Source organism: Rhizobium halophilum (genome assembly GCF_021648825.1).
Classification (GTDB): domain Bacteria; phylum Pseudomonadota; class Alphaproteobacteria; order Rhizobiales; family Rhizobiaceae; genus Neorhizobium; species Neorhizobium halophilum.
On record NZ_JAKJHS010000003.1, the window covers coordinates 124,379 to 143,146 of the forward strand.

The window sequence follows — 18,768 nt, forward strand, 5'->3', positions numbered from 1 at the left end:
CGATTACTTCAGCGCAGGAGCGATGTTGATGCAGGCTTCGCAAAGCCCGGCGACTGCGCCGACCGACTTCTGGAAGGCGGCCTCTTCGTCCTTGTTGAACTCGACCTCGATGACGCGCTCGACGCCGCCAGCACCGATGACGGTCGGAACACCGACATACATGTCCTTCACGCCATACTGGCCGGAGAGGTAGGCGGCGCAGGGAAGAACGCGCTTCTTGTCCTTGAGGAAGGACTCGGCCATCTCGATCGCCGAGGCGGCCGGAGCATAGTAGGCGGAACCGGTCTTCAGCAGGCCGACGATCTCAGCGCCGCCGTCGCGGGTGCGCTGGATGATTTCTTCAAGGCGCTCCTTGGTGCACCAGCCCATTTTCACGAGGTCGGTGAGGGGGATGCCGCCGACGGTCGAGTAGCGGGCGAGCGGCACCATCGTGTCGCCGTGGCCGCCAAGAACGAACGCGGTAACGTCTTGGACGGAGACGTCGAACTCTTCTGCGAGGAACAGCCGGAAGCGGGCGGAGTCGAGAACGCCAGCCATGCCGACGACCATGTTCTTCGGTAGCCCGGAGAACTTCTGCAGCGCCCAGACCATCGCATCAAGCGGATTGGTGATGCAGATGACGAAGGCATTCGGTGCATATTTCTTGATGCCAGCTCCAACCTGTTCCATCACCTTGAGGTTGATACCAAGCAGGTCATCGCGGCTCATGCCGGGCTTGCGGGCGACGCCGGCGGTGACGATGCACACATCTGCGCCTTCGATAGCGGAATAGTCGCTGGCGCCGGTGAGCTTCGCGTTGAAGCCTTCGACCGGAGAGGACTGTGCGATATCAAGGCCCTTGCCCTGCGGAATGCCGTCAGCGATGTCGAACAGGACGATGTCGCCGAGTTCCTTCAGACCGGCCAGATGCGCCAGCGTGCCACCGATCATGCCAGAACCAATTAGTGCGATCTTCTTGCGCGCCATCGAATAGCTTCCTCTCCAGATCATAATCTGCGGCAGAGGTCCGCTCGGCCGCCAAAGTCCCAACCGCCTTAGCCGAGATGGGTCAAAATAGCAATCGCTTCTTTTCAAAGTATATTTTTCAATCGGTTAGATATAAAATATCTTACGTAAAGGTAAGAACATCTGCGTCAGGAATTGTACTTCTGGCGATGCAGGGCCGCATAATCCTGGCTCTGCATCTCGAACAACCGCGACACTGTCCGATCGAATTCGAAGCCTTCCGTGCCACGCCGCTCCGTCAGAAGGTCCTCCGGCGCCACTGCCGCCGAGATGTAGACTCGGATGGCATTGTCATAGAACGTATCCACGAGATTGATGAAACGTTTCGTCTCGTTCCGCTTTTCCGGACCAAGCGTCGGCACGTTCTCAACAAAGATGGAGTCGTACCGCTTCGCGATCGCGAGGTAATCGGCCGCTCCTAGAGGCTTCTCGCAGAGATCGGCGAAGCCAAAACGCGCAACCCGCTCCGTCGCCGCTGGCACTGCAATCGTTCGACCTTTCCGCGGCACCTCCGCCGGCCCAGCCCGATGCCCATCTGTCACCTGATGCCAGGTCGCTTCCATCACAGCGTCAGCCTGCGGCCCAAGGGGTGTAATGTAAACCGGCAGATTGGCGAGCTTCTCCATCCGGTAATCCGTCGGTGAGTCCAGCGTCACCGTATCCACATGTTGCCGCAGTATCTCGATGAACGGAAGAAACAGGCCACGGTTGAGGCCATCCTTGTAAAGGTCCCCAGGCTCGACATTGGAGGTGGCGACCAGGGTGCAGCCAAGGGAGAAAAGTTCGTTAAACAATCGCGCGAGGATCATTGCATCGGTGATGTCCGTCACCGAGAATTCGTCGAAGCAGAGGAGTTCGGCGTCGGCAAAAAGCGCGGCAGCGACAGGCGGAATGGGATCGGCTTCCCGGGTGTCGCCGTTCTTGAGCCTCACCCGATGCTCATGAACACGTGAATGAACGTCGGCCATGAACTCATGGAAATGTGCCCGCCGCTTCTTATCGGTGGCGGCCTTCTTGAAGAACATCTCCATGAGCATGGTCTTGCCACGCCCGACACTGCCATGGATGTAGAGACCACGGACCGGCTCCGGCCGCGCGCCGCTTTTGGCAAAGAGCCACCCGAGCGCGCTTTTCTTCTTTGCCGGCCGTCGGTCGCGCAAATCACTCAGAACGCGATCAAGTTTGGACGCAACCTCCAACTGCCCTCGGTCCGGCGTCAACCGACCGCTCTCCGTCAGCGTCTTCAACTCTTCGACGACGCTGTGGGTATAGTTTGGGACAGCTTCCATGAAGGTGGAGGCGCTCCTTGGCGATCGGCTGCTTTGGATCGATCAGCGGCTCAGGCTGACGGGCTGACCAGAGTTCGTCGTGCCGTCAAAGCGGTTCTCTGCTGTCTTGTAGACCCGTCCGATGACGTTGCCCGCACGGTCCTTGAACTGCACCATCTTTCCAGAGACCTCCCAGGACCCCATCGCGGTCAGTTCGCCTGCACAACCACGGGTTCCTCCACGCGATCCACTGCCGAGGTTGGTGAGCGTCAGGAACATGTCGCAGGATGCGCCGGCATTGGACACACGCCAGTTTCCGACCATCTGCTCCTTGGTAACGTCCAGAGCCGACGTAGGTGCGGCCGAAGCATTGGGGTCAAGCGACGCGGTTTCCTGCGCCGGAGCGGTTGGGAACTGGCTCGCGCCCGCCGCCGGCGGCAGCTGACCCGACTGCACCGAAGGAACCGGCTGCGCCTGCAGCGGTGCGGGCTGCGACGGAAGATCGTTGTACGGATTATAAGAGGTGCGCTGGCAACCGGCGAGGGAGACGGCGACCATCAAGCCGGCGGCGACATACCTGAACTGCATCATCTACTCCGATCGTTTGCTGCACCCGGTGCTAGTGATGAAAGACGGCGGAATTATCGCGCAAGGCTGCGCCGAATCAACCGTGTAGTGTTCCCCGTCCTAGCATCACCTGCTTACGACGGCAAAAATGGTACAGCCGGCACCGACATCAACCGCGGCGGTACCGGAAATTCACTATACGCGGCGCTCGACCATCATCTTCTTGATCTCGGCGATCGCTTTGGCCGGGTTAAGGCCCTTCGGACAGGTCTGCGCGCAGTTCATGATCGTGTGGCAGCGATAAAGCCGGAAGGGATCCTCGAGATTGTCGAGGCGCTCACCCTTGGCTTCGTCGCGGCTGTCGATCAGCCAGCGGTAGGCCTGCAGCAGGACGGCGGGTCCGAGATAGCGGTCGCCGTTCCACCAGTAGCTCGGACAGGACGCAGAACAGCAGGCGCAGAGAATGCACTCGTAGAGGCCGTCAAGCTTCATGCGATCTTCGTGGCTCTGCTTCCATTCTTTAGCCGGCGGCGGCGACACGGTCTTGAGCCACGGCTCGATCGAGCGGTGCTGCGCGTAGAAGTTGGTCAGATCCGGCACGAGGTCCTTCACCACCGGCATGTGCGGCAGCGGATAGACCTTCACCGTCCCGTTGATGTCGTCCATGCCCTTGGTGCAGGCCAGCGTGTTTGCCCCGTCGATGTTCATCGCGCAGGAGCCGCAGATACCTTCGCGACAGGAGCGACGCAGCGTCAAGGTCGGGTCGATGTTGTTCTTGATGTAGAGAAGGCCATCGAGAACCATCGGGCCGCAGTCGTCGATATCGACATAGTAGGTGTCGATCCGCGGGTTCTGGCCATCGTCCGGATTCCAGCGATAGATCCGGTACTCGCGAACATTCTTCGCGCCTTCCGGCTTCGGCCAGACCTTGCCCTCAGTCATCTGAGAGTTCTTGGGAAGAGCGAGTTCAACCATGTCCGGTTCCTCTCAAAATCAGTAGACGCGGGCCTTGGGCTCGATCTTGGCGGGATCGATGCCTTCCGCAATGAGATCGGTGTGAACCGGGCGGTAGTCCAACTTCACGTCGCCCGCCTCGTTGACCCAGGCTAGAGTATGCTTGCGCCAGTTCACGTCGTCGCGGCCGCCGAAGGGACCCTCGGTGTAGTCCTCGCGGGCATGCGATCCACGGCTTTCCTTGCGCGCCTCGGCGCCGTAGACCGTGGTGATCGCGTTCGCCATCAGGTTTTCCAGCTCGAGCGTCTCGACAAGGTCGGAGTTCCAGATCATCGAGCGGTCTGTGACCTTCACGTCCTTCAGTTCGCCCCAGATCGCCGACATCCGCCGACAACCGGACTCCAGCGACTCCTGTGTGCGGAACACCGCTGCGTCTTCCTGCATGGTCCGCTGCATCTTGTCACGCAGCACAGCCGTAGGAGTGCCGCCATTGGCGCTCCTCAGGCGGTCGAAGCGGTCCATGATCTTGTCGCAGGCGGCGGTGTTGAGCGTCGGGACGGGTGCCGCGCGGTCGATGACCTGGCCGGCGCGTATCGCAGCCGCACGGCCAAAGACCACGAGGTCGATCAGCGAGTTTGACCCGAGGCGGTTGGCACCGTGAACCGATGCGCAGCCGGCTTCGCCGACAGCCATGAGACCCGGCGCGATCCGCTCCGGGTTGTCGCTGTCCGCATTCAGCACTTCACCCCAGAAGTTGGTCGGGATCCCGCCCATGTTGTAGTGAACGGTCGGCAGAACCGGGATCGGCTCGCGGGTCACATCGACGCCGGCGAAGATCTTCGCGCTTTCGGAAATGCCGGGCAGGCGCTCGTGCAGAACCGCCGGATCCAGGTGATCCAGATGCAGGAAGATGTGGTCCTTGTTCTTGCCGACACCGCGGCCTTCACGAATTTCCATCGTCATGCAGCGGGACACCACGTCACGCGATGCGAGGTCCTTCGCCGAAGGTGCATAGCGCTCCATAAAGCGCTCGCCTTCGGAGTTGACGAGATAGCCTCCCTCGCCGCGCGCACCTTCCGTGATCAGACAGCCTGAGCCGTAGATCCCGGTCGGATGGAACTGAACGAACTCCATGTCCTGCAAGGGCAAGCCGGCGCGGGCAATCATGCCGCCGCCGTCACCGGTGCAGGTGTGCGCTGAGGTTGCCGAGAAGTAGGCGCGGCCATAACCACCGGTCGCCAGCACCACCATCTTTGCGGCGAAGCGATGGATCGTGCCGTCGTCGAGGTTCCATGCCACGACGCCGGTGCAGCGGCCGTCTTCCGACATGATCAGGTCGAGCGCGAAATACTCGATGAAGAATTCGGCGTTGTTGCGCAGCGACTGGCCGTAGAGCGTGTGCAGGATCGCGTGGCCCGTGCGGTCGGCGGCAGCACAGGTGCGCTGCACCGGTGGGCCGGCGCCGTAGTTCTGCATGTGGCCACCGAACGGCCGCTGGTAGATCTTGCCTTCCTCATTACGCGAGAAGGGCACGCCGTAATGTTCGAGCTCGTAGACCGCCTTCGGCGCTTCCATGGCGAGATATTGCATGGCATCGACGTCGCCGAGCCAGTCGGAGCCCTTGACGGTGTCGTAGAGGTGCCACTGCCAGCTGTCCGGCGTCATATTCTGCAGCGAGGCGGCAATGCCGCCCTGAGCCGCCACCGTGTGCGAACGTGTCGGGAAGACCTTCGTGATGCAGGCCGTCTTGAAGCCCTGTTCGGCCATCCCGAGCGTTGCTCGAAGCCCGGCCCCACCGGCGCCCACGACGATCACGTCGTAGGAATGGTCGACATAGGTATAGGCCTTGCCGGCCTGAGATGTCCCTTGGGCGATGGGAGTGATCGATGCCATGGCGGGATTATCCTGCGAATGCGATTTTCAGGACGGCGACGAGACAGAGACCGCCGATCAGTAGCGAAAAGAAGGCGTTGAGCACGAGGCAGAGCAGCTTCATGCTTTCCGAATGGACGTAGTCCTGGATGACCTCTTCCATGCCGAGACGCATGTGGATCACGCTCGCGATCACCGTCAGCGCATTGATCGTCGCGACGAAGGGATTGGCAAGCGCGCCGACGACTTCTGCGTAGGGCCGTCCGACATACATCACCAGGAAGACGACGTAGAAGAGAAGCAGCGGAACAAGGGCGACGGAGGTGGTCCGGACTTTCCAGAAATGATCCGTTCCGCTTTTGGCTGAACCGAGACCACGGACCTTGCCGAGGGGTGTGCGCATGTCCATGACTGTTCCTCCTCAGCGAACCACGAGAACAACGATCCAGACGAGGATCGTAAGGCCGACGGATGCGGCAAGATTGGCCTTGGCGAGCATGGTGGAGAATTCCTTTTCGAAGCCATAGCCGAGGTCCCACATGATGTGGCGAAGGCCGCCGAGAAGGTGGTGAAGCAGCGCCCAGGTGTAAGCGAACAGGATGATCTGCCCGACCAGCGACCCGAAAAGTCCGTTGACCTGGTTGAAGCTTTCCTCACCGGAGGCAGCGGCAATCAGCCACGCCGCAACAAGGACCGTGCCGAAATAGAGTGCCGCACCAGTGATGCGGTGCATGATCGACATGGCCATGGTGGGGATGAATTTGTAAACCTGCAGATGCGGCGACAGGGGCCGGTTTTTTGTCACGTTCGCCATCAGGACCTCACGGCTTCGAAGCGTCTACGGGCCTTCTACCCGTCATGCCGAAGAAATGTGCATTGCATCAATCGGCGTGTGTAAAGCCCGATATACACTACGACAAGCGATTTCAAACGGATTTCAAATTTAAATCGATTGGGGTCGAAACCTTCAATCTCCACCTCTTCCGCCCGGCGGTTAACCAAACTCCGGATTCGCCCCACAGCCATGAGGACTTCCTAGAGTCACTGTGTTAACCTTCCGTTAACGCTTGAGCTGGAGGTCATGATGACCGGAAAACCATTCATCGTGGGTGCACTGGCATCCGCAGTCGCGCTGGCCGCGGCCTATCCCGTTTTTGCCGGAAACGGCTGGAACAGCTCCTCGCATGGTTTCGGCTACCGCCACTACGACGGGGGTGGCTCTTCCGTTGGCTATTCCGGCCCCGTCACCCATGTTCGCCGCGTTGGCACGTTCAGTCGTTCGGTCTGGGTGTTTCATCGCGACCGGGCAAGAGTGCCCGCACCGGTTCTCGCGCCAAAGGCCACCATCACCCACGTCGACAGCAACCTGAGGGTTCAAGGTGCGGCAAGTGCGTGTTCCTACGAAGCTGGCGTCTGCGTTATCCGCGGCAACTAGCTGAACTGCCACACCGTGGTCTTCTTGACCTCGCTGTCTTCAAGGGCACGCGTGACCGGCACCTCATAGGTCGCAGCCACCTTCAAGCAGTTTTTCGGAAGATAGCTCCGTCCGGGATCGCCAACCAGGACAACCACGTCTTGTCTCGCCAGTTGCTGGAACCATGGCACGAGCAGATCGGCGAGACTACGGTCATAGAACACGTCGCCGGCAAGAACTACGTCTGCCTCCACGGCGCGGCCAATCCAGTTCTCCGACCTGAACTCCACTGTCACCGCATTCGCCGCCGAATTCAAGGAGACGGCATGGGAGCTCCAGGGATCGATATCCGCCCCGAAAACCTTGGCTGCCCCTGCCAGGCACGCCGCTATCGCGACCAGCCCCGAGCCGGTCGCAAAGTCCAGCACACGCTTTCCTCGCACCGTTTCCGGATGATCGAGGATGTATCGGGCCAACCCTTGGCCGCCGGCCCAGGCAAACGCCCAGAACGGCGGCGGCAGACCGATTGCCTCCAGTTCCTCCTCTGTCTTATGCCAGAGGTCATGCGCCTCGTCGGCGAGATGCAGCCGGATCTCCGGCACATGCGGCGGCGCCTGCAGCGTGGTATTGGCAAGGATGAAGCTGCGCGGATCCGTCTTCACCAAAGCTCATTCCGGCGAACGAGGCGGGTTCTCCAACCCACCGAGGCGGCAGATCTCGAGGTATTCTTCATCCGTCACCGGCTGTACAGACAGTCGCATGGATGTCACCAGCGACATCGCCTCGAAGTTCGGGTTCGCCTTGATGTCCTTCAGCGTCACCGGCTTCGGCATATCGCATACGGCTCGAATGTCGACACAGTCCCAGCGCGCGTCATCCCCCGCGGTCGAATCTGGATGGCTGAGCGCGCAAACCTCAACGATCCCCACGATCTCCAGCCCCTCGTTCGAGTGGTAGAAGAAGCCCTTGTCGCCAAGCTTCATCGCGCGCATGTTGTTGCGGGCCTGATAGTTGCGGACGCCCGTCCACTCCTCGCCGGCGTCGGCTTTCGCCTTCTGCATTTCCCAGGACCAGACATTCGGCTCGGACTTGAAAAGCCAGTATGCCATCGCTTCAGGCCTCCGGCTTGTTGAAGACCCAGTTGTAGGGCTTCACCTCGACCTTCTCGAAAAGGCCCGCCTGATAATATGGATCCGCCTCGGCAAGCGCTCTCGCGGCAGCCATGTCTTCCGCTTCAACGATCACGAGGCTGCCGTTCGGCTTGCCGTCGTCGTCCAGGAAGGGTCCCGCCATCTTCAGCGTACCCTCGGCATTGAGCCTGTCGAGGTGATCGAGATGCGCCGGACGCGTCTCCATCCGCACGCTCAGATGGCCGGGCTTATCCGTGCAAAGGAAGGCAAAAAGCATTGAATCGTCTCTCCTTGAACTATTCGGTCGTGATCGGGCGCGTCATCAACTGCTCGACAGCGGCTTGGATGGAAAGCTTACCGCCAATGATGTTGGCAACAGCATTGGTGATGGGAAGATCGACGCCCTGCCTCTTCCCGAGCTCGGCTGCAATCGACGCCGCGAAGGCTCCCTCGACCAGATCCGGGCTTTCCCCAGCGTCCTGCCTGCCCAGTGCGATCCCGTAACGGAGATTGCGCGACTGATGACTGGTGCCGGTCAGGACGAGATCGCCAAGCCCGGAGAGCCCGCGCACCGTTTCTGCCCGTCCTCCCATGCGCTCCACGAGACGCGACATTTCGGCCAGTCCACGCGAAACAAGTGCCGCCCGCGCAGATTCACCAAGCCCTGCCCCTTCGACAATCCCGCAGGCGATCGCCAGCACGTTTTTCAGCGCCCCCCCCAACTGCACGCCGCTTCGATCATCTGAGGGATAGAGCCTGAACGTCCGGGTCGAAAGGGTCTGCGCAAGCGTCTCCGCAACGCTGGCGTCCTTGGCGGCAATCGTCATTGCCGTCGGCAGCCCTCGAGCGATGTCTGCGGCAAATCCCGGACCACTCAAAGCTGCTGCAAAATGATGCGGAAGCTCTCGTTCGAGCGCCTCTGTCAGAAGTAAGCCGGACCCGCGCTCCAGTCCCTTGGCACAGGTGATGACGGCCGCGTCGTCGGCAAGGTAAGGTCCATAATAGCGAGCAGCATCCGACTGCGCCTGGGAGGGCATGGCAAAGAGCACGAATCCTGCTTCGGAAACAACGTCCGGTTCCGCCGAAAACTCAAGTGCGTCCGGCAGCGGCACGCCCGGCAGCGCCGCATCGTGCGTTCGCAGGTCGCGTAGGTCGGCCATCAGAACTGGGTTGCGACCTAAAAGAATTACTTGCAGGCCGTCCTGCAGGGCCATGACCGTGGCAAGAGCGGTGCCGAAGGCCCCTGCTCCGATGACGACCACGTTCTGCCGCTTCCTCATGCCTTCGCTCCCCGCTTTCCCGACCCGAGGACGGTCTGGGCGCTGCTGTCCAGCGGCCAGCGCGACCGTGGCTGCACGTCCAGCGGATCCGGTGGAAGCTCGCCCGCCATACGCTCGAGCCCCGCCCAGGCGATCATCGCTGCGTTGTCCGTGCAAAGCCGCATGGGAGGTGCGATGAACCGGAAGCCATGCTCGAGGCACAGCGCCTGCAATGTGCGGCGGATTTCCTGGTTGGCGGCAACCCCACCGGCGACCACGAGCGCCGGCTGCACATCGACAGCCGCATATTCGGTGCGGAAGCGCGCAAGTCCTCGGCCGATCCGGTCCTGCAGCGTCCGCGAGATCGCCTTCTGAAAAGATGCGCAGATATCGTCGACGTCCTGATCGCTCAGCGGGGCGATTGCCGTGGCAGCTTGCCTCACGGCCGTCTTGAGCCCGGAGAAGGAAAAGTCCAGCCGCGCCTCGCCCACCAGCGGCCGCGGCAGCTTGAACCGATCCGGGTTGCCACGCAGTGCCGCCTGCTCGACGGCCGGACCTCCCGGATACGGCAGTCCCAGCAACTTGGCCGTCTTGTCGAAAGCCTCGCCGAGCGCGTCATCGATGGTCGTCCCCCAGCGTTCATACTCCCCGACCCCGCGCACCAGGATGAGTTGCGTGTGGCCACCGGAGACGAGCAGCATCAGGTAGGGAAACGCAAGTCCGTCAGTCAGTCGCGCGGTTAGCGCATGGCCCTCGAGATGGTTGATCGCGAAGAGAGGCTTGCCGGTGACCCGGGCGATCGCCTTGCCGGTCATCAGCCCGACGAGCAGCCCGCCGATCAGGCCGGGCCCGGACGTGGCGGCCACGGCATCGATTTCCGACAGGGAGACCTTCGCCTGCACCAGCGCCTCCTCGACCAGCCCATCCAACGCCTCCACATGCGCTCGCGCAGCGATCTCCGGTACTACGCCGCCGAAGGCGCTATGCTCCTCGAGTTGCGACAAAACGACATCCGAGAGGATCTCACCTCGCCCGTCGGCGTGCCGGCATACTACGGCGGCTGCAGTTTCGTCGCAGCTTGTTTCGATCCCGAGAATGCGGAGAAGGGACGCCATGAGCCTATCGTTGATTGCGGGAGTGGACAAAGCCGGTTACCAAGGCCTCCGGTTAACAATGGACGAAAGCGGATGCAAACGAAACCTTTCCGGATCGGTACGCGCGGTAGCCCGCTTGCTCTGGCGCAGGCGGCGGAAACGCGGGCACGGCTGATGGCCGCCCACAACCTGCCCGAGGAGATGTTCGAGATCGTCGTCCTGTCCACCACGGGCGACCGCGTGGTCGACCGGCCACTGAGCGAGATCGGCGGTAAGGGTCTTTTCACCCTTGAACTGGAAGAGCAGCTGACATCCGGTGAACTCGATTTCGCGGTTCATTCCTCCAAGGACATGCCGACAGTCTTGCCGGAGGGACTGCACATATCGGCATACCTACCGCGCGAGGATATCCGGGATGCCCTGATCGGGCGCACGGCACCCAGTCTAACCGCCCTTCCCGACGGCGCGACCGTGGGCACAGCTTCGCTTCGCCGGCAGGCCCTCGTCCGCCGGATCCGGCCGGACATCCAGGTGACCATCTTCAGAGGCTCGGTCGGCACGCGGCTGCGAAAGCTCGATGAAGGTCATGTCGATGCCACATTGCTTGCCTTCGCCGGGTTGAAACGGCTGGCGAGGGAGGAGGTGGTGACCGAACTGCTTGACCCGACAGAATTTCCGCCGGCACCGGCACAAGGCGCAATCTGCATCGAGAGCCGCATCGGCGACAAACGGATTGATGCCCTGCTGGAGGCCGTCAACCATCGACCGACCTATGACGCCGTAAGTTGCGAGCGCGCCTTCCTCCTCGCACTAGACGGTTCCTGCCGCACTCCGATCGCGGGCTATGCGCTTTGCGAAGGGGACAAGCTCCGCGTTTCCGGGTTGATCCTGACGCCTGACGGGCAGCAGGAATATGCGGTGGAACTGGAGGGTGAGCGTGCCGACGCCGAACGCATCGGCCGGCGGGCCGGCGAGACCGTCCGCACAGCCGCTGGACCCGGTTTCTTCGAAACCTGGACCTGACCCGCGTGCGCGTTCTTGTCACGCGTCCGCAACCGGCGTCACAACACACCGCGGGGCGCCTCTCGGCCCTTGGTCATGCGCCGGTCCAGTTGCCTCTGACGCAGGCCGAACACCATCCGGACGAGGTGTTGGAAGGGCTGCGGCTCCCCCATGCGGCGATCGCAATCACCAGCGCAGAAGCCGTGCGAGTGTTGCAGTCGCTGGGAACACGCATCCATGCATACTTGAGCGAACCCGTCTTTGCAGTTGGGGACGCGACGGCGACGGCCGCTCGGGAGGCAGGATTCACGTCCGTAGAGGCGGCGGATGGGACAGCGGTCAGCATGATCGCGCTCTTCGGCGACAGACTCCGCCAGCTCACGACCGATCTCCCCGTTGTTTACATTGCCGGCCGTCCCCGCAGCTCGACTTTCGAAGATGGCCTTGCAAAGCTTTGCATCCCCGCTGTCACGGTAGAGGGTTATCGGATGGAACCGATAGCTGTCGATCAAGCCACACTCTCGGCCACCCTCGGGCAGCAGCCGGTGGACGTTGTCCTGTTCCATTCACGAGCGACTGCGGATTGTTTCTTCGCGCTGCCACTCCAAGAGCGTGAACTGGATGTTCTGAGCCGAGCCCGCATTCTCTGTCTCAGCCCGAATGTGGCGCAAGCCGTGCCAGTTTCGTTGCGGGGCCGGGTGGCAATTGCAGAGCATCCGGACGAAGACAGCCTGTTTGCCCTCCTTTAGTCGGCCTCAACGGGTCAAATTGGCCCGCACCTCTTCCCATGATCAGTCTCGGCCCCTAGTTTCGGTCTATGAAGTTGCAGAACGAGGTCTCGATGGTCACGGATAAGCCGCCCCGCCGCACGAAGTCCAATAAGGAGCCTCTGACGATCGACGCGACCACCTCTGAGTCAGAGGCGGTTGCCGAACCTGTGCGGAGCAACGACACCGACAACATTTCGGACGCTGCGGTCGATGCCCAAGGTCTAGAAGCGCCGCCCAATGTCCCGGCAGAAAGCACCGCGGACGAAACATCTGAATCGACGGCCGAGAACATACCGGCGGGGACGCCGCCGTCGCCAGCCGAAGAAACCATTGCAGATGAGGCTCTTCCTCCATCAGAAAGTGGCTCCGCTGCTTCTCCCTCCACTCATCCAGACGAAGAGACAACCACGCATCCGCCATCAGCGGCGGGACAGGCGCGGCACGGGCCGGCCATCTCCACGCTTGTAGCGTCAGGCATCTTCGGCGGCATCGTCGCGCTCGCACTCGCCGGCAGCATGCAGTACGCGGGCTATCTACCGGGAGGAAGTGCGGAATCCGGCGCGTCGGAAGAGATCGCGGCCCTGCGCCAGCAAGTCGAAGCCTTGGGCCAGGACCAAGGGCCGGATCCAGACCTTCAGGCAAGGGTCGAAGCGCTGGAGACCGCAGCAGGAGAAAGCACGAGCGACGATACGCCCGAGCGAGTATCAACCCTGGAGCAAGACGTGCAGGCGATCCGCTCGACCGCCGAAACGGCATCCACTGAAACGGCAAGCCGGCTCGATCAGCTCCAGCAACGTCTCGACGCGCTGGAGGAGCACGTGAACCAGCCCGGCCCGGAGCAGGCTGCCGCTCGTGCCATCACGGCCGCGGCTTTGAAAGCGGCGGTGGACCAGGGCGGCGCCTTTGAAGGAGAGCTCGAAGCCTTCGCCGCGACAGCGCCAGACGACCCGGCCGTGGCTCAGTTGCAGCCCTACGGGCCGGAGGGCGTTCCGACGCAGGCAGAGCTCGCCGCGCGCTTCTCCGAAGTCTCGTCCGCAATCCTCGAGGCCGTCGATCAGCAGGACGACGAGGCGGGCATCGCCAGCCGGCTGATGTCGAGCGCCATGTCTGTCGTCAAGGTCAGACGCACTGGCGAGGTTGAGGGCGACAGTGCGGAGGCAACCGTTTCCCGCATCGAGACCGCCCTTAAAAGCGGAAATCTGCAAGCCGCGGCCTCTGCCTGGGAGACTCTTCCCGAGGAAGGCAAGACGGCTTCGCAGGACTTTAAGCAGGCGCTCGATGCGCGCATCGCAGTAGATGCGCTCATTGCCGATACGGTCTCCCGCGCCGTCAGCGAAACAACCCAGCAGAACTGAAGGAGGGCAGCATGATCAGATTGTTTGCGTTCATCCTTGTCGTCCTTGCACTCGGTTGGGGCTTTGCCTGGCTCGCCGACAGGCCCGGCTCGATTTCCATCGCTTGGCAGGACTACCTGATTGAGACCAGCCTCATTGTGGCGGCCACCGCCGTCGCCGTTCTCATCGGCGCGGTGATGTTGCTTTGGTGGTTGATCCAATTGATCTGGACCTCTCCCCACTCGGTCCGGCGTTATTTCCGCAGCCGTAAGCGGGACCGCGGCTATCAGGCGCTGTCCACAGGACTGATAGCGGCAGGGGCCGGCAATGCCACGCTCGCCCGCAAGATGAGCCTGCGCGCGCAGGGCTTACTGCGCGCCGACCAGGAACCCCTTCTGCAACTGCTCGACGCCCAGGCCGCCCTGATCGAAGGAAGGCACGACGATGCCCGGGCAAAGTTCGAGCGTATGGCCGACGACCCGGAGACGCGCGAGCTCGGCCTGCGCGGGCTCTACGTGGAGGCTCGCCGCCTGGGCGCCGACGGGGCTGCCCGTCAGTATGCCGAGCGCGCGGCCGAAAATGCCCCCTATCTCCCATGGGCGGCACAAGCAACATTGGAATACCGCTGCCGCGCTGGCCGCTGGGACGATGCTATCCGCCTGCTCGACCAGCAGCGGATCGCAAACGTCATCGAGAAGAAGCAGGCGGAGCGCTGGAAGGCGGTTCTGCTTACGGCAAAGGCCGGCGAGCGGCTGGAGGCTGATCCGAAAGGAGCGCGTGACGACGCTCTGGCTGCACTCAAACATGCAAAAGACCTTGTTCCCGCCGCTATCATCGCCGCCAAGGCCTATCTGCGCGAGGACAACATCCGCCGCGCTGCCTCCGTTCTCGAAGGCGTCTGGAAGACGGCACCGCATCCGGAGATTGCAACCAGCTACGTGCGGGCCCGCAGCGGCGACAGTGCTGTGGATCGGCTGAAGCGGGCAGAGAAGCTTGAGGCGATGCGGCCGAACAATGTCGAATCGCTGATTGCCGTGGCAGAGGCCGCTCTGGACGCAAGGGAACTGGAGAAGGCGCGTTCGAAGGCGGAGGCCGCCGCCCGGATGAGCCCGCGCGAGAGCATTTATCTTCTGTTGGCCGACATCGAGGAGGCCGACACTGCCGACCAGGGTCGTATCCGCCACTGGATGGGGCAAGCGCTCCGTGCGCCGCGTGATCCAGCCTGGGTCGCCGATGGCATCGTATCTGAACGATGGCTGCCGGTTTCGCCGACCACCGGGCGCATCGACGCCTTTGAATGGAAGGTGCCATATGGCCAGTTGGAAGGACCGATCGAGGAAGGTGATCTGGCGGAGCGAGCGATCGCCGAACTTCCCCCTGTCGACGAGCCACCTGAACCGGAGCTGACGGAAGAGGAACCTCGAGAAGAGCCTCTGCAGCCGCAACAACCCGATGTGAAAGCTGCCCCTACGGAGACGCCCGCGGCTGCGCCAGACGTGGCCGAAAAGGCCGAGCAAAAAAAAGAGATGATCACGCTTCCTGCAGCAGCGCCGGCCAAGCCCGACGCGACCCAGCGCGACGCAGCCAATGTGGATGAAACGGAGGAAGATCCGTTCTTCCACCGCCGGCCTGACGATCCGGGTGTTAAGGACCCCAATGCTTCTCGGGAGCCTTCCAACCGGCTTCGCCTCTTTTGAAGGGAGCGATGATGTTAGACCGGCTCCAGGCCTTCATCCAGAATTTGTCTGCGCGTCAGCCTGAGGGAGATTTTCCGCCGGGGGACCCGCGCGTTGCCTTTGCCGCACTTTGTTTCCAGGTCATGGAAGCCGATGGAACCATATCCGAAGACGAACAGGAGAAGCTGCACGACTTGCTGCGGGAACGTTACAGCCTGGCAGGGGAAGAACTCGCATCCCTGATCCACGCCGGTCGCGAGGCTGGACAGGAGGCGGTTGACTACTATCGTTTCACCTCCGATCTTAATCGGCATCTTGACCCTGACGAGCGGGTCGAACTGATGGGCGTCCTTTGGGATCTCGTGCACGCCGATGGCGAACGCAGCGAGATGGAGGATCATGTCATCTGGCGGATTGCAGATCTGATGGGGGTGTCGGCGCGCGATCGGGTTCTGCAGCGCCAAGAGGCTGCAGCGCGACAACCGGGAGGAGACGCGGGAGGCGAATGAGAAGGTAACTGATGCTGATGACACCGCCCCAGGGCACGAAGAAGCTCCCGGTTCTAGTCGTGCTCCACCAAGAAACCTCCTCCCCCGGCCGCGTCGGTCAGATGCTGGTTGAAAAGGGCTATCCGCTCGATATTCGTCGGCCGGTTCTGGGAGATCCTCTCCCGCCCACCTTGGCGCAGCATACCGGCGCGGTCATATTCGGCGGCCCGATGAGCGCCAACGACCCGGATCCCTTCGTCAAGGCGGAGACGGATTGGGTCAGCGTTCCACTGAAGGAGAACAAACCCTTCCTCGGCATCTGCCTTGGCGCCCAAATGATGGTGCGCCATCTCGGCGGCACGGTTGCTGCGGACAAGGACGGCATGACGGAGATCGGCTGGTATCCTTTGCGCGCAACAGAGCATGGAAGGCTGCTGATGCCGCACTGGCCCGCGATGGTTTATCACTTCCACCGCGAAGGCTTCAGCCTACCGCACGGCGCACGGTTGCTGGCAGAAGGGGATGTTTACCCCAACCAGGCGTTCCGCTACGGCGACAATGCCTGGGGCGTGCAGTTTCACGCGGAACTGACGCGTGCGATGATGCAGCGCTGGGTCGTGCGCGGTGAGCACCGTTTCATCATGCCAAATGCCCAGAAGGGCAGCGCGCATCTCGAAGGCCGGATGATCTTCGACGCGCCGCTCAAGCGGTGGCTGTCTGACTTCCTGTCGCTCGTCTTCGAGCGTGAAGACCAGCAAAAGACGGTTGATGCTTGCGCGCCGCCGGCTTTTTGTTATTCGTGACCGCATGCCGATAAAAATTCCCGACACGCTTCCCGCTTTTGAGACCCTCATGCATGAAGGCGTGCGGGTGATGACCGAGACGGTCGCGGTGCGGCAGGACATCCGTCCGTTGCAGATCGGGCTTCTCAACCTCATGCCCAACAAGATCAAGACAGAGCTGCAGATGGCGCGTCTGGTCGGCGCCACGCCCCTGCAGGTGGAGCTCTCGCTCATTCGCATCGGCGGCCACAAGGCGAAGAATACGTCTGAGGAGCATCTGCTCTCCTTTTACGAGACCTGGGAGGAGGTGAGGCATCGCAAGTTCGATGGCTTCATTATCACCGGAGCTCCGGTAGAGACGCTTCCGTTTGAAAGCGTGACCTATTGGGACGAGATGCAGCAGATCCTCGACTGGACGACCACCAACGTCCATTCGAGCATGAATGTCTGCTGGGGTGCCATGGCGGCGATCTACCACTTCCACGGCGTGCCGAAGCATGAGCTCAAGGAAAAGGCGTTCGGCGTCTATCGCCACCGCAATCTTTGCCCCTCCTCCGTGTTCCTTACGGGCTTTTCGGACGATTTTCAGGTTCCGGTCTCGCGCTGGACAGAGGTGCGCCGCGAGGACATCCAAAAGATACCGGACCTCAAGATCCTGATGGAATCCGAGGAAATGGGTGTCTGCCTGGTCGAGGAGAAGAATGGCCGCCGGCTTTATATGTTCAATCATGTGGAATACGACTCCACCTCGCTCGCGGAAGAGTATTTCCGCGACTTGGATGCAGGCGTGGCGATCAAGCTGCCCCACAATTATTTCCCGCAGGACGACGCATCGATGCCGCCCCAGAACCGCTGGCGGAGCCACGCACACCTCCTGTTCGGCAACTGGATCAACGACATCTACCAGACGACGCCCTACGATCTCGACCAGATCGGCAGGGTCGAGGCGGCCTGAAGAAACGTCCTGCCACGATCTGAGACCTTCACCGTTGCTCGGATGGCGCAAATCATCCAGGTTCGGCCCACTTGAATTTGAGGAGTTGCAATGGCTGAGCGTGAAGTGTTCGGAACGACGGCAAAGGGTGAAACCGTCCATCGTGTGAAGATCTCCGGTGGCGGCCTGACGGCATATGTCATGACCTGGGGCGCGGTAATTCAGGATCTGCGGCTTGAGGGACACGAGGCGCCTCTGGTGCTCGGTTTCGAGCGCTTCGAGGATTATCCCCAGCATTCGTCCTACTTCGGCGCCACGCCCGGCCGCTGCGCCAACCGGATCACCGGCGGACGGTTCGAGCTCGACGGCAAACAGGTTCAGCTGGAGCTGAATGAGAAAGGTGTCACGCACCTCCACGGCGGCAGCGACGGAATGGCGAAGCGCAATTGGGAGATCATTGAGCTTGTCGACGACCGGGTGGTGCTGCAGATCGTCGATCCCGACGGTCGTGCCGGCTATCCCGGCAACTGCACCGTCACCGCCACCTATCATCTTCACGGCGATGGCGTTCTAACGGTCCTGTACGAGTCGAGCGCCGACCAGCCGTCACCCTGCAGCATCTGCCAGCATACCTATTTCAACCTCGACGGCAGCGACACGGCACTCGGCCACGACATCCAGATCGCCGCCGACCGCATCACTGCCGTGGACGAGCATCAGTGCCCGACCGGCGTCCTGCTTCCCGTTGAGGACACAGTCTTTGACCTGCGCGGAATGGGCCCGATGGACCGGCAGGAGAACGGCGAACGGGTGTTGTTCGACCACAACTTCTGCCTTTCCGACCAGCGGGTGGAAAAACGACACGTAGCGACGGCCCGTAGCGACCGCTCCGGTGTTTCTCTGGAGGTGCTTACGACAGAGCCTGGCGTACAGTTCTATTCCGGCTACAAGCTCAATGTTGCCGTACCCGGCCACGGCGGCCGCCGCTACGGTCCGTTCGCCGGCTTCTGCCTAGAAACCCAGATCTGGCCGGACGCGATCAACCACAACAACTTTCCCGAAGCGGTACTGCGCCCAGGCGAAATCTTGCGTCAGGAGACGGAGTACGTCTTCAGGAGGAACTGAGGATCTGGGAGGAGGCGCTTCGGCTCGGGCCGGAGCGCCGGCCAATGCTCCTGCACGAGCGCCAAGGCGCCGCTGCAGACGTTTTCATCTTCAA

General features: G+C 61.9%; 21 protein-coding genes. 9 read left to right on the forward strand and 12 right to left on the reverse strand.

Translation table 11 applies throughout. The features are described 5' to 3' along the window. Positions 1–3: 3 nt before the first annotated feature. The 7 genes from mdh to sdhC all read right to left on the reverse strand — a co-directional run bounded on the left by mdh (position 4) and on the right by sdhC (position 6,480). On the reverse strand, positions 4–966 hold the full coding sequence (gene mdh / locus LXM96_RS08240) for a malate dehydrogenase (protein ID WP_239997918.1): 963 nt from the start codon (positions 964–966) through the stop codon (positions 4–6). A gap of 167 nt (positions 967–1,133) precedes the next feature. Continuing rightward, entirely contained in the window at positions 1,134–2,294 is a 1,161-nt protein-coding gene (zapE, locus tag LXM96_RS08245; protein ID WP_239997919.1) for a cell division protein ZapE, read from the reverse strand. A gap of 42 nt (positions 2,295–2,336) precedes the next feature. After that, entirely contained in the window at positions 2,337–2,861 is a 525-nt protein-coding gene (locus LXM96_RS08250; protein WP_239998219.1) for a protease inhibitor Inh/omp19 family protein, read from the reverse strand. Positions 2,862–3,035: 174 nt separating this feature from the next. Next, complete coding sequence (locus LXM96_RS08255) at positions 3,036–3,815, reverse strand: succinate dehydrogenase iron-sulfur subunit (RefSeq protein ID WP_239997920.1); 780 nt, start codon at positions 3,813–3,815, stop codon at positions 3,036–3,038. An 18-nt stretch (positions 3,816–3,833) separates the two neighbouring features. Then, positions 3,834–5,687, reverse strand: coding sequence for a succinate dehydrogenase flavoprotein subunit (gene sdhA / locus LXM96_RS08260; RefSeq protein WP_239997921.1), 1,854 nt, complete (start codon positions 5,685–5,687; stop codon positions 3,834–3,836). Between the two features lie 7 nt (positions 5,688–5,694). Beyond that, positions 5,695–6,075 (reverse strand): succinate dehydrogenase, hydrophobic membrane anchor protein, encoded by a 381-nt coding sequence (gene sdhD / locus LXM96_RS08265; RefSeq protein WP_239997922.1) that lies wholly within the window; start codon positions 6,073–6,075, stop codon positions 5,695–5,697. A 12-nt stretch (positions 6,076–6,087) separates the two neighbouring features. Then, positions 6,088–6,480, reverse strand: a complete 393-nt coding sequence (sdhC, locus tag LXM96_RS08270) for a succinate dehydrogenase, cytochrome b556 subunit (RefSeq protein WP_239997923.1) — start codon at positions 6,478–6,480, stop codon at positions 6,088–6,090. A gap of 270 nt (positions 6,481–6,750) precedes the next feature. Between sdhC and LXM96_RS08275 the strand changes: the two genes are divergently transcribed. Further along, positions 6,751–7,101, forward strand: a complete 351-nt coding sequence (locus LXM96_RS08275; RefSeq protein WP_239997924.1) for a hypothetical protein — start codon at positions 6,751–6,753, stop codon at positions 7,099–7,101. Here the strand turns inward: LXM96_RS08275 and LXM96_RS08280 are convergent. Genes LXM96_RS08280 through tsaD form a run of 5 tightly spaced genes read right to left on the reverse strand, consistent with a single transcriptional unit; the run spans position 7,098 to position 10,584 of the window. Then, positions 7,098–7,742: a class I SAM-dependent methyltransferase gene (locus LXM96_RS08280; RefSeq protein ID WP_239997925.1), complete on the reverse strand. Its 645-nt coding sequence runs from the start codon at positions 7,740–7,742 to the stop codon at positions 7,098–7,100. The two genes, LXM96_RS08275 and LXM96_RS08280, sit on opposite strands and share 4 nt — an antisense overlap. A gap of 6 nt (positions 7,743–7,748) precedes the next feature. Further along, complete coding sequence (locus LXM96_RS08285; protein ID WP_239997926.1) at positions 7,749–8,189, reverse strand: EVE domain-containing protein; 441 nt, start codon at positions 8,187–8,189, stop codon at positions 7,749–7,751. 4 nt (positions 8,190–8,193) lie between these two features. Next, positions 8,194–8,487: a YciI-like protein gene (locus LXM96_RS08290; RefSeq protein WP_239997927.1), complete on the reverse strand. Its 294-nt coding sequence runs from the start codon at positions 8,485–8,487 to the stop codon at positions 8,194–8,196. A gap of 19 nt (positions 8,488–8,506) precedes the next feature. Beyond that, positions 8,507–9,490, reverse strand: coding sequence for an NAD(P)H-dependent glycerol-3-phosphate dehydrogenase (locus tag LXM96_RS08295; protein WP_239997928.1), 984 nt, complete (start codon positions 9,488–9,490; stop codon positions 8,507–8,509). Continuing rightward, positions 9,487–10,584, reverse strand: coding sequence for a tRNA (adenosine(37)-N6)-threonylcarbamoyltransferase complex transferase subunit TsaD (gene tsaD, locus LXM96_RS08300; RefSeq protein ID WP_239997929.1), 1,098 nt, complete (start codon positions 10,582–10,584; stop codon positions 9,487–9,489). The genes LXM96_RS08295 and tsaD overlap by 4 nt, the downstream gene beginning before the upstream one ends. 72 nt (positions 10,585–10,656) lie before the next feature. Between tsaD and hemC the strand changes: the two genes are divergently transcribed. The 8 genes from hemC to LXM96_RS08340 all read left to right on the forward strand — a co-directional run bounded on the left by hemC (position 10,657) and on the right by LXM96_RS08340 (position 18,674). Further along, positions 10,657–11,586 carry a hydroxymethylbilane synthase gene (gene hemC, locus LXM96_RS08305; RefSeq protein WP_239997930.1) on the forward strand — a complete coding sequence of 310 codons (930 nt, stop codon included), beginning with the start codon at positions 10,657–10,659 and terminating at the stop codon, positions 11,584–11,586. A gap of 5 nt (positions 11,587–11,591) precedes the next feature. After that, entirely contained in the window at positions 11,592–12,314 is a 723-nt protein-coding gene (locus LXM96_RS08310) for a uroporphyrinogen-III synthase (RefSeq protein WP_239997931.1), read from the forward strand. Between the two features lie 92 nt (positions 12,315–12,406). Next, complete coding sequence (locus tag LXM96_RS08315; RefSeq protein ID WP_239997932.1) at positions 12,407–13,690, forward strand: COG4223 family protein; 1,284 nt, start codon at positions 12,407–12,409, stop codon at positions 13,688–13,690. Positions 13,691–13,701: 11 nt separating this feature from the next. Further along, the gene (locus LXM96_RS08320) at positions 13,702–15,366 is read left to right on the forward strand and encodes a heme biosynthesis protein HemY (protein ID WP_239997933.1); all 1,665 of its coding nucleotides are present in this window, start codon (positions 13,702–13,704) and stop codon (positions 15,364–15,366) included. Positions 15,367–15,377: 11 nt separating this feature from the next. Then, positions 15,378–15,854, forward strand: coding sequence for a tellurite resistance TerB family protein (locus tag LXM96_RS08325; protein WP_239998220.1), 477 nt, complete (start codon positions 15,378–15,380; stop codon positions 15,852–15,854). An 11-nt stretch (positions 15,855–15,865) separates the two neighbouring features. Further along, positions 15,866–16,636: a glutamine amidotransferase gene (locus LXM96_RS08330; RefSeq protein ID WP_239997934.1), complete on the forward strand. Its 771-nt coding sequence runs from the start codon at positions 15,866–15,868 to the stop codon at positions 16,634–16,636. 4 nt (positions 16,637–16,640) lie between these two features. Continuing rightward, a complete protein-coding gene (gene metA, locus LXM96_RS08335) occupies positions 16,641–17,570 on the forward strand; it encodes a homoserine O-acetyltransferase MetA (RefSeq protein WP_239997935.1) in 930 nt (309 codons plus the stop codon). 90 nt (positions 17,571–17,660) lie between these two features. Then, positions 17,661–18,674 (forward strand): aldose epimerase family protein, encoded by a 1,014-nt coding sequence (locus tag LXM96_RS08340; RefSeq protein ID WP_239997936.1) that lies wholly within the window; start codon positions 17,661–17,663, stop codon positions 18,672–18,674. Positions 18,675–18,768 lie beyond the last annotated feature (94 nt).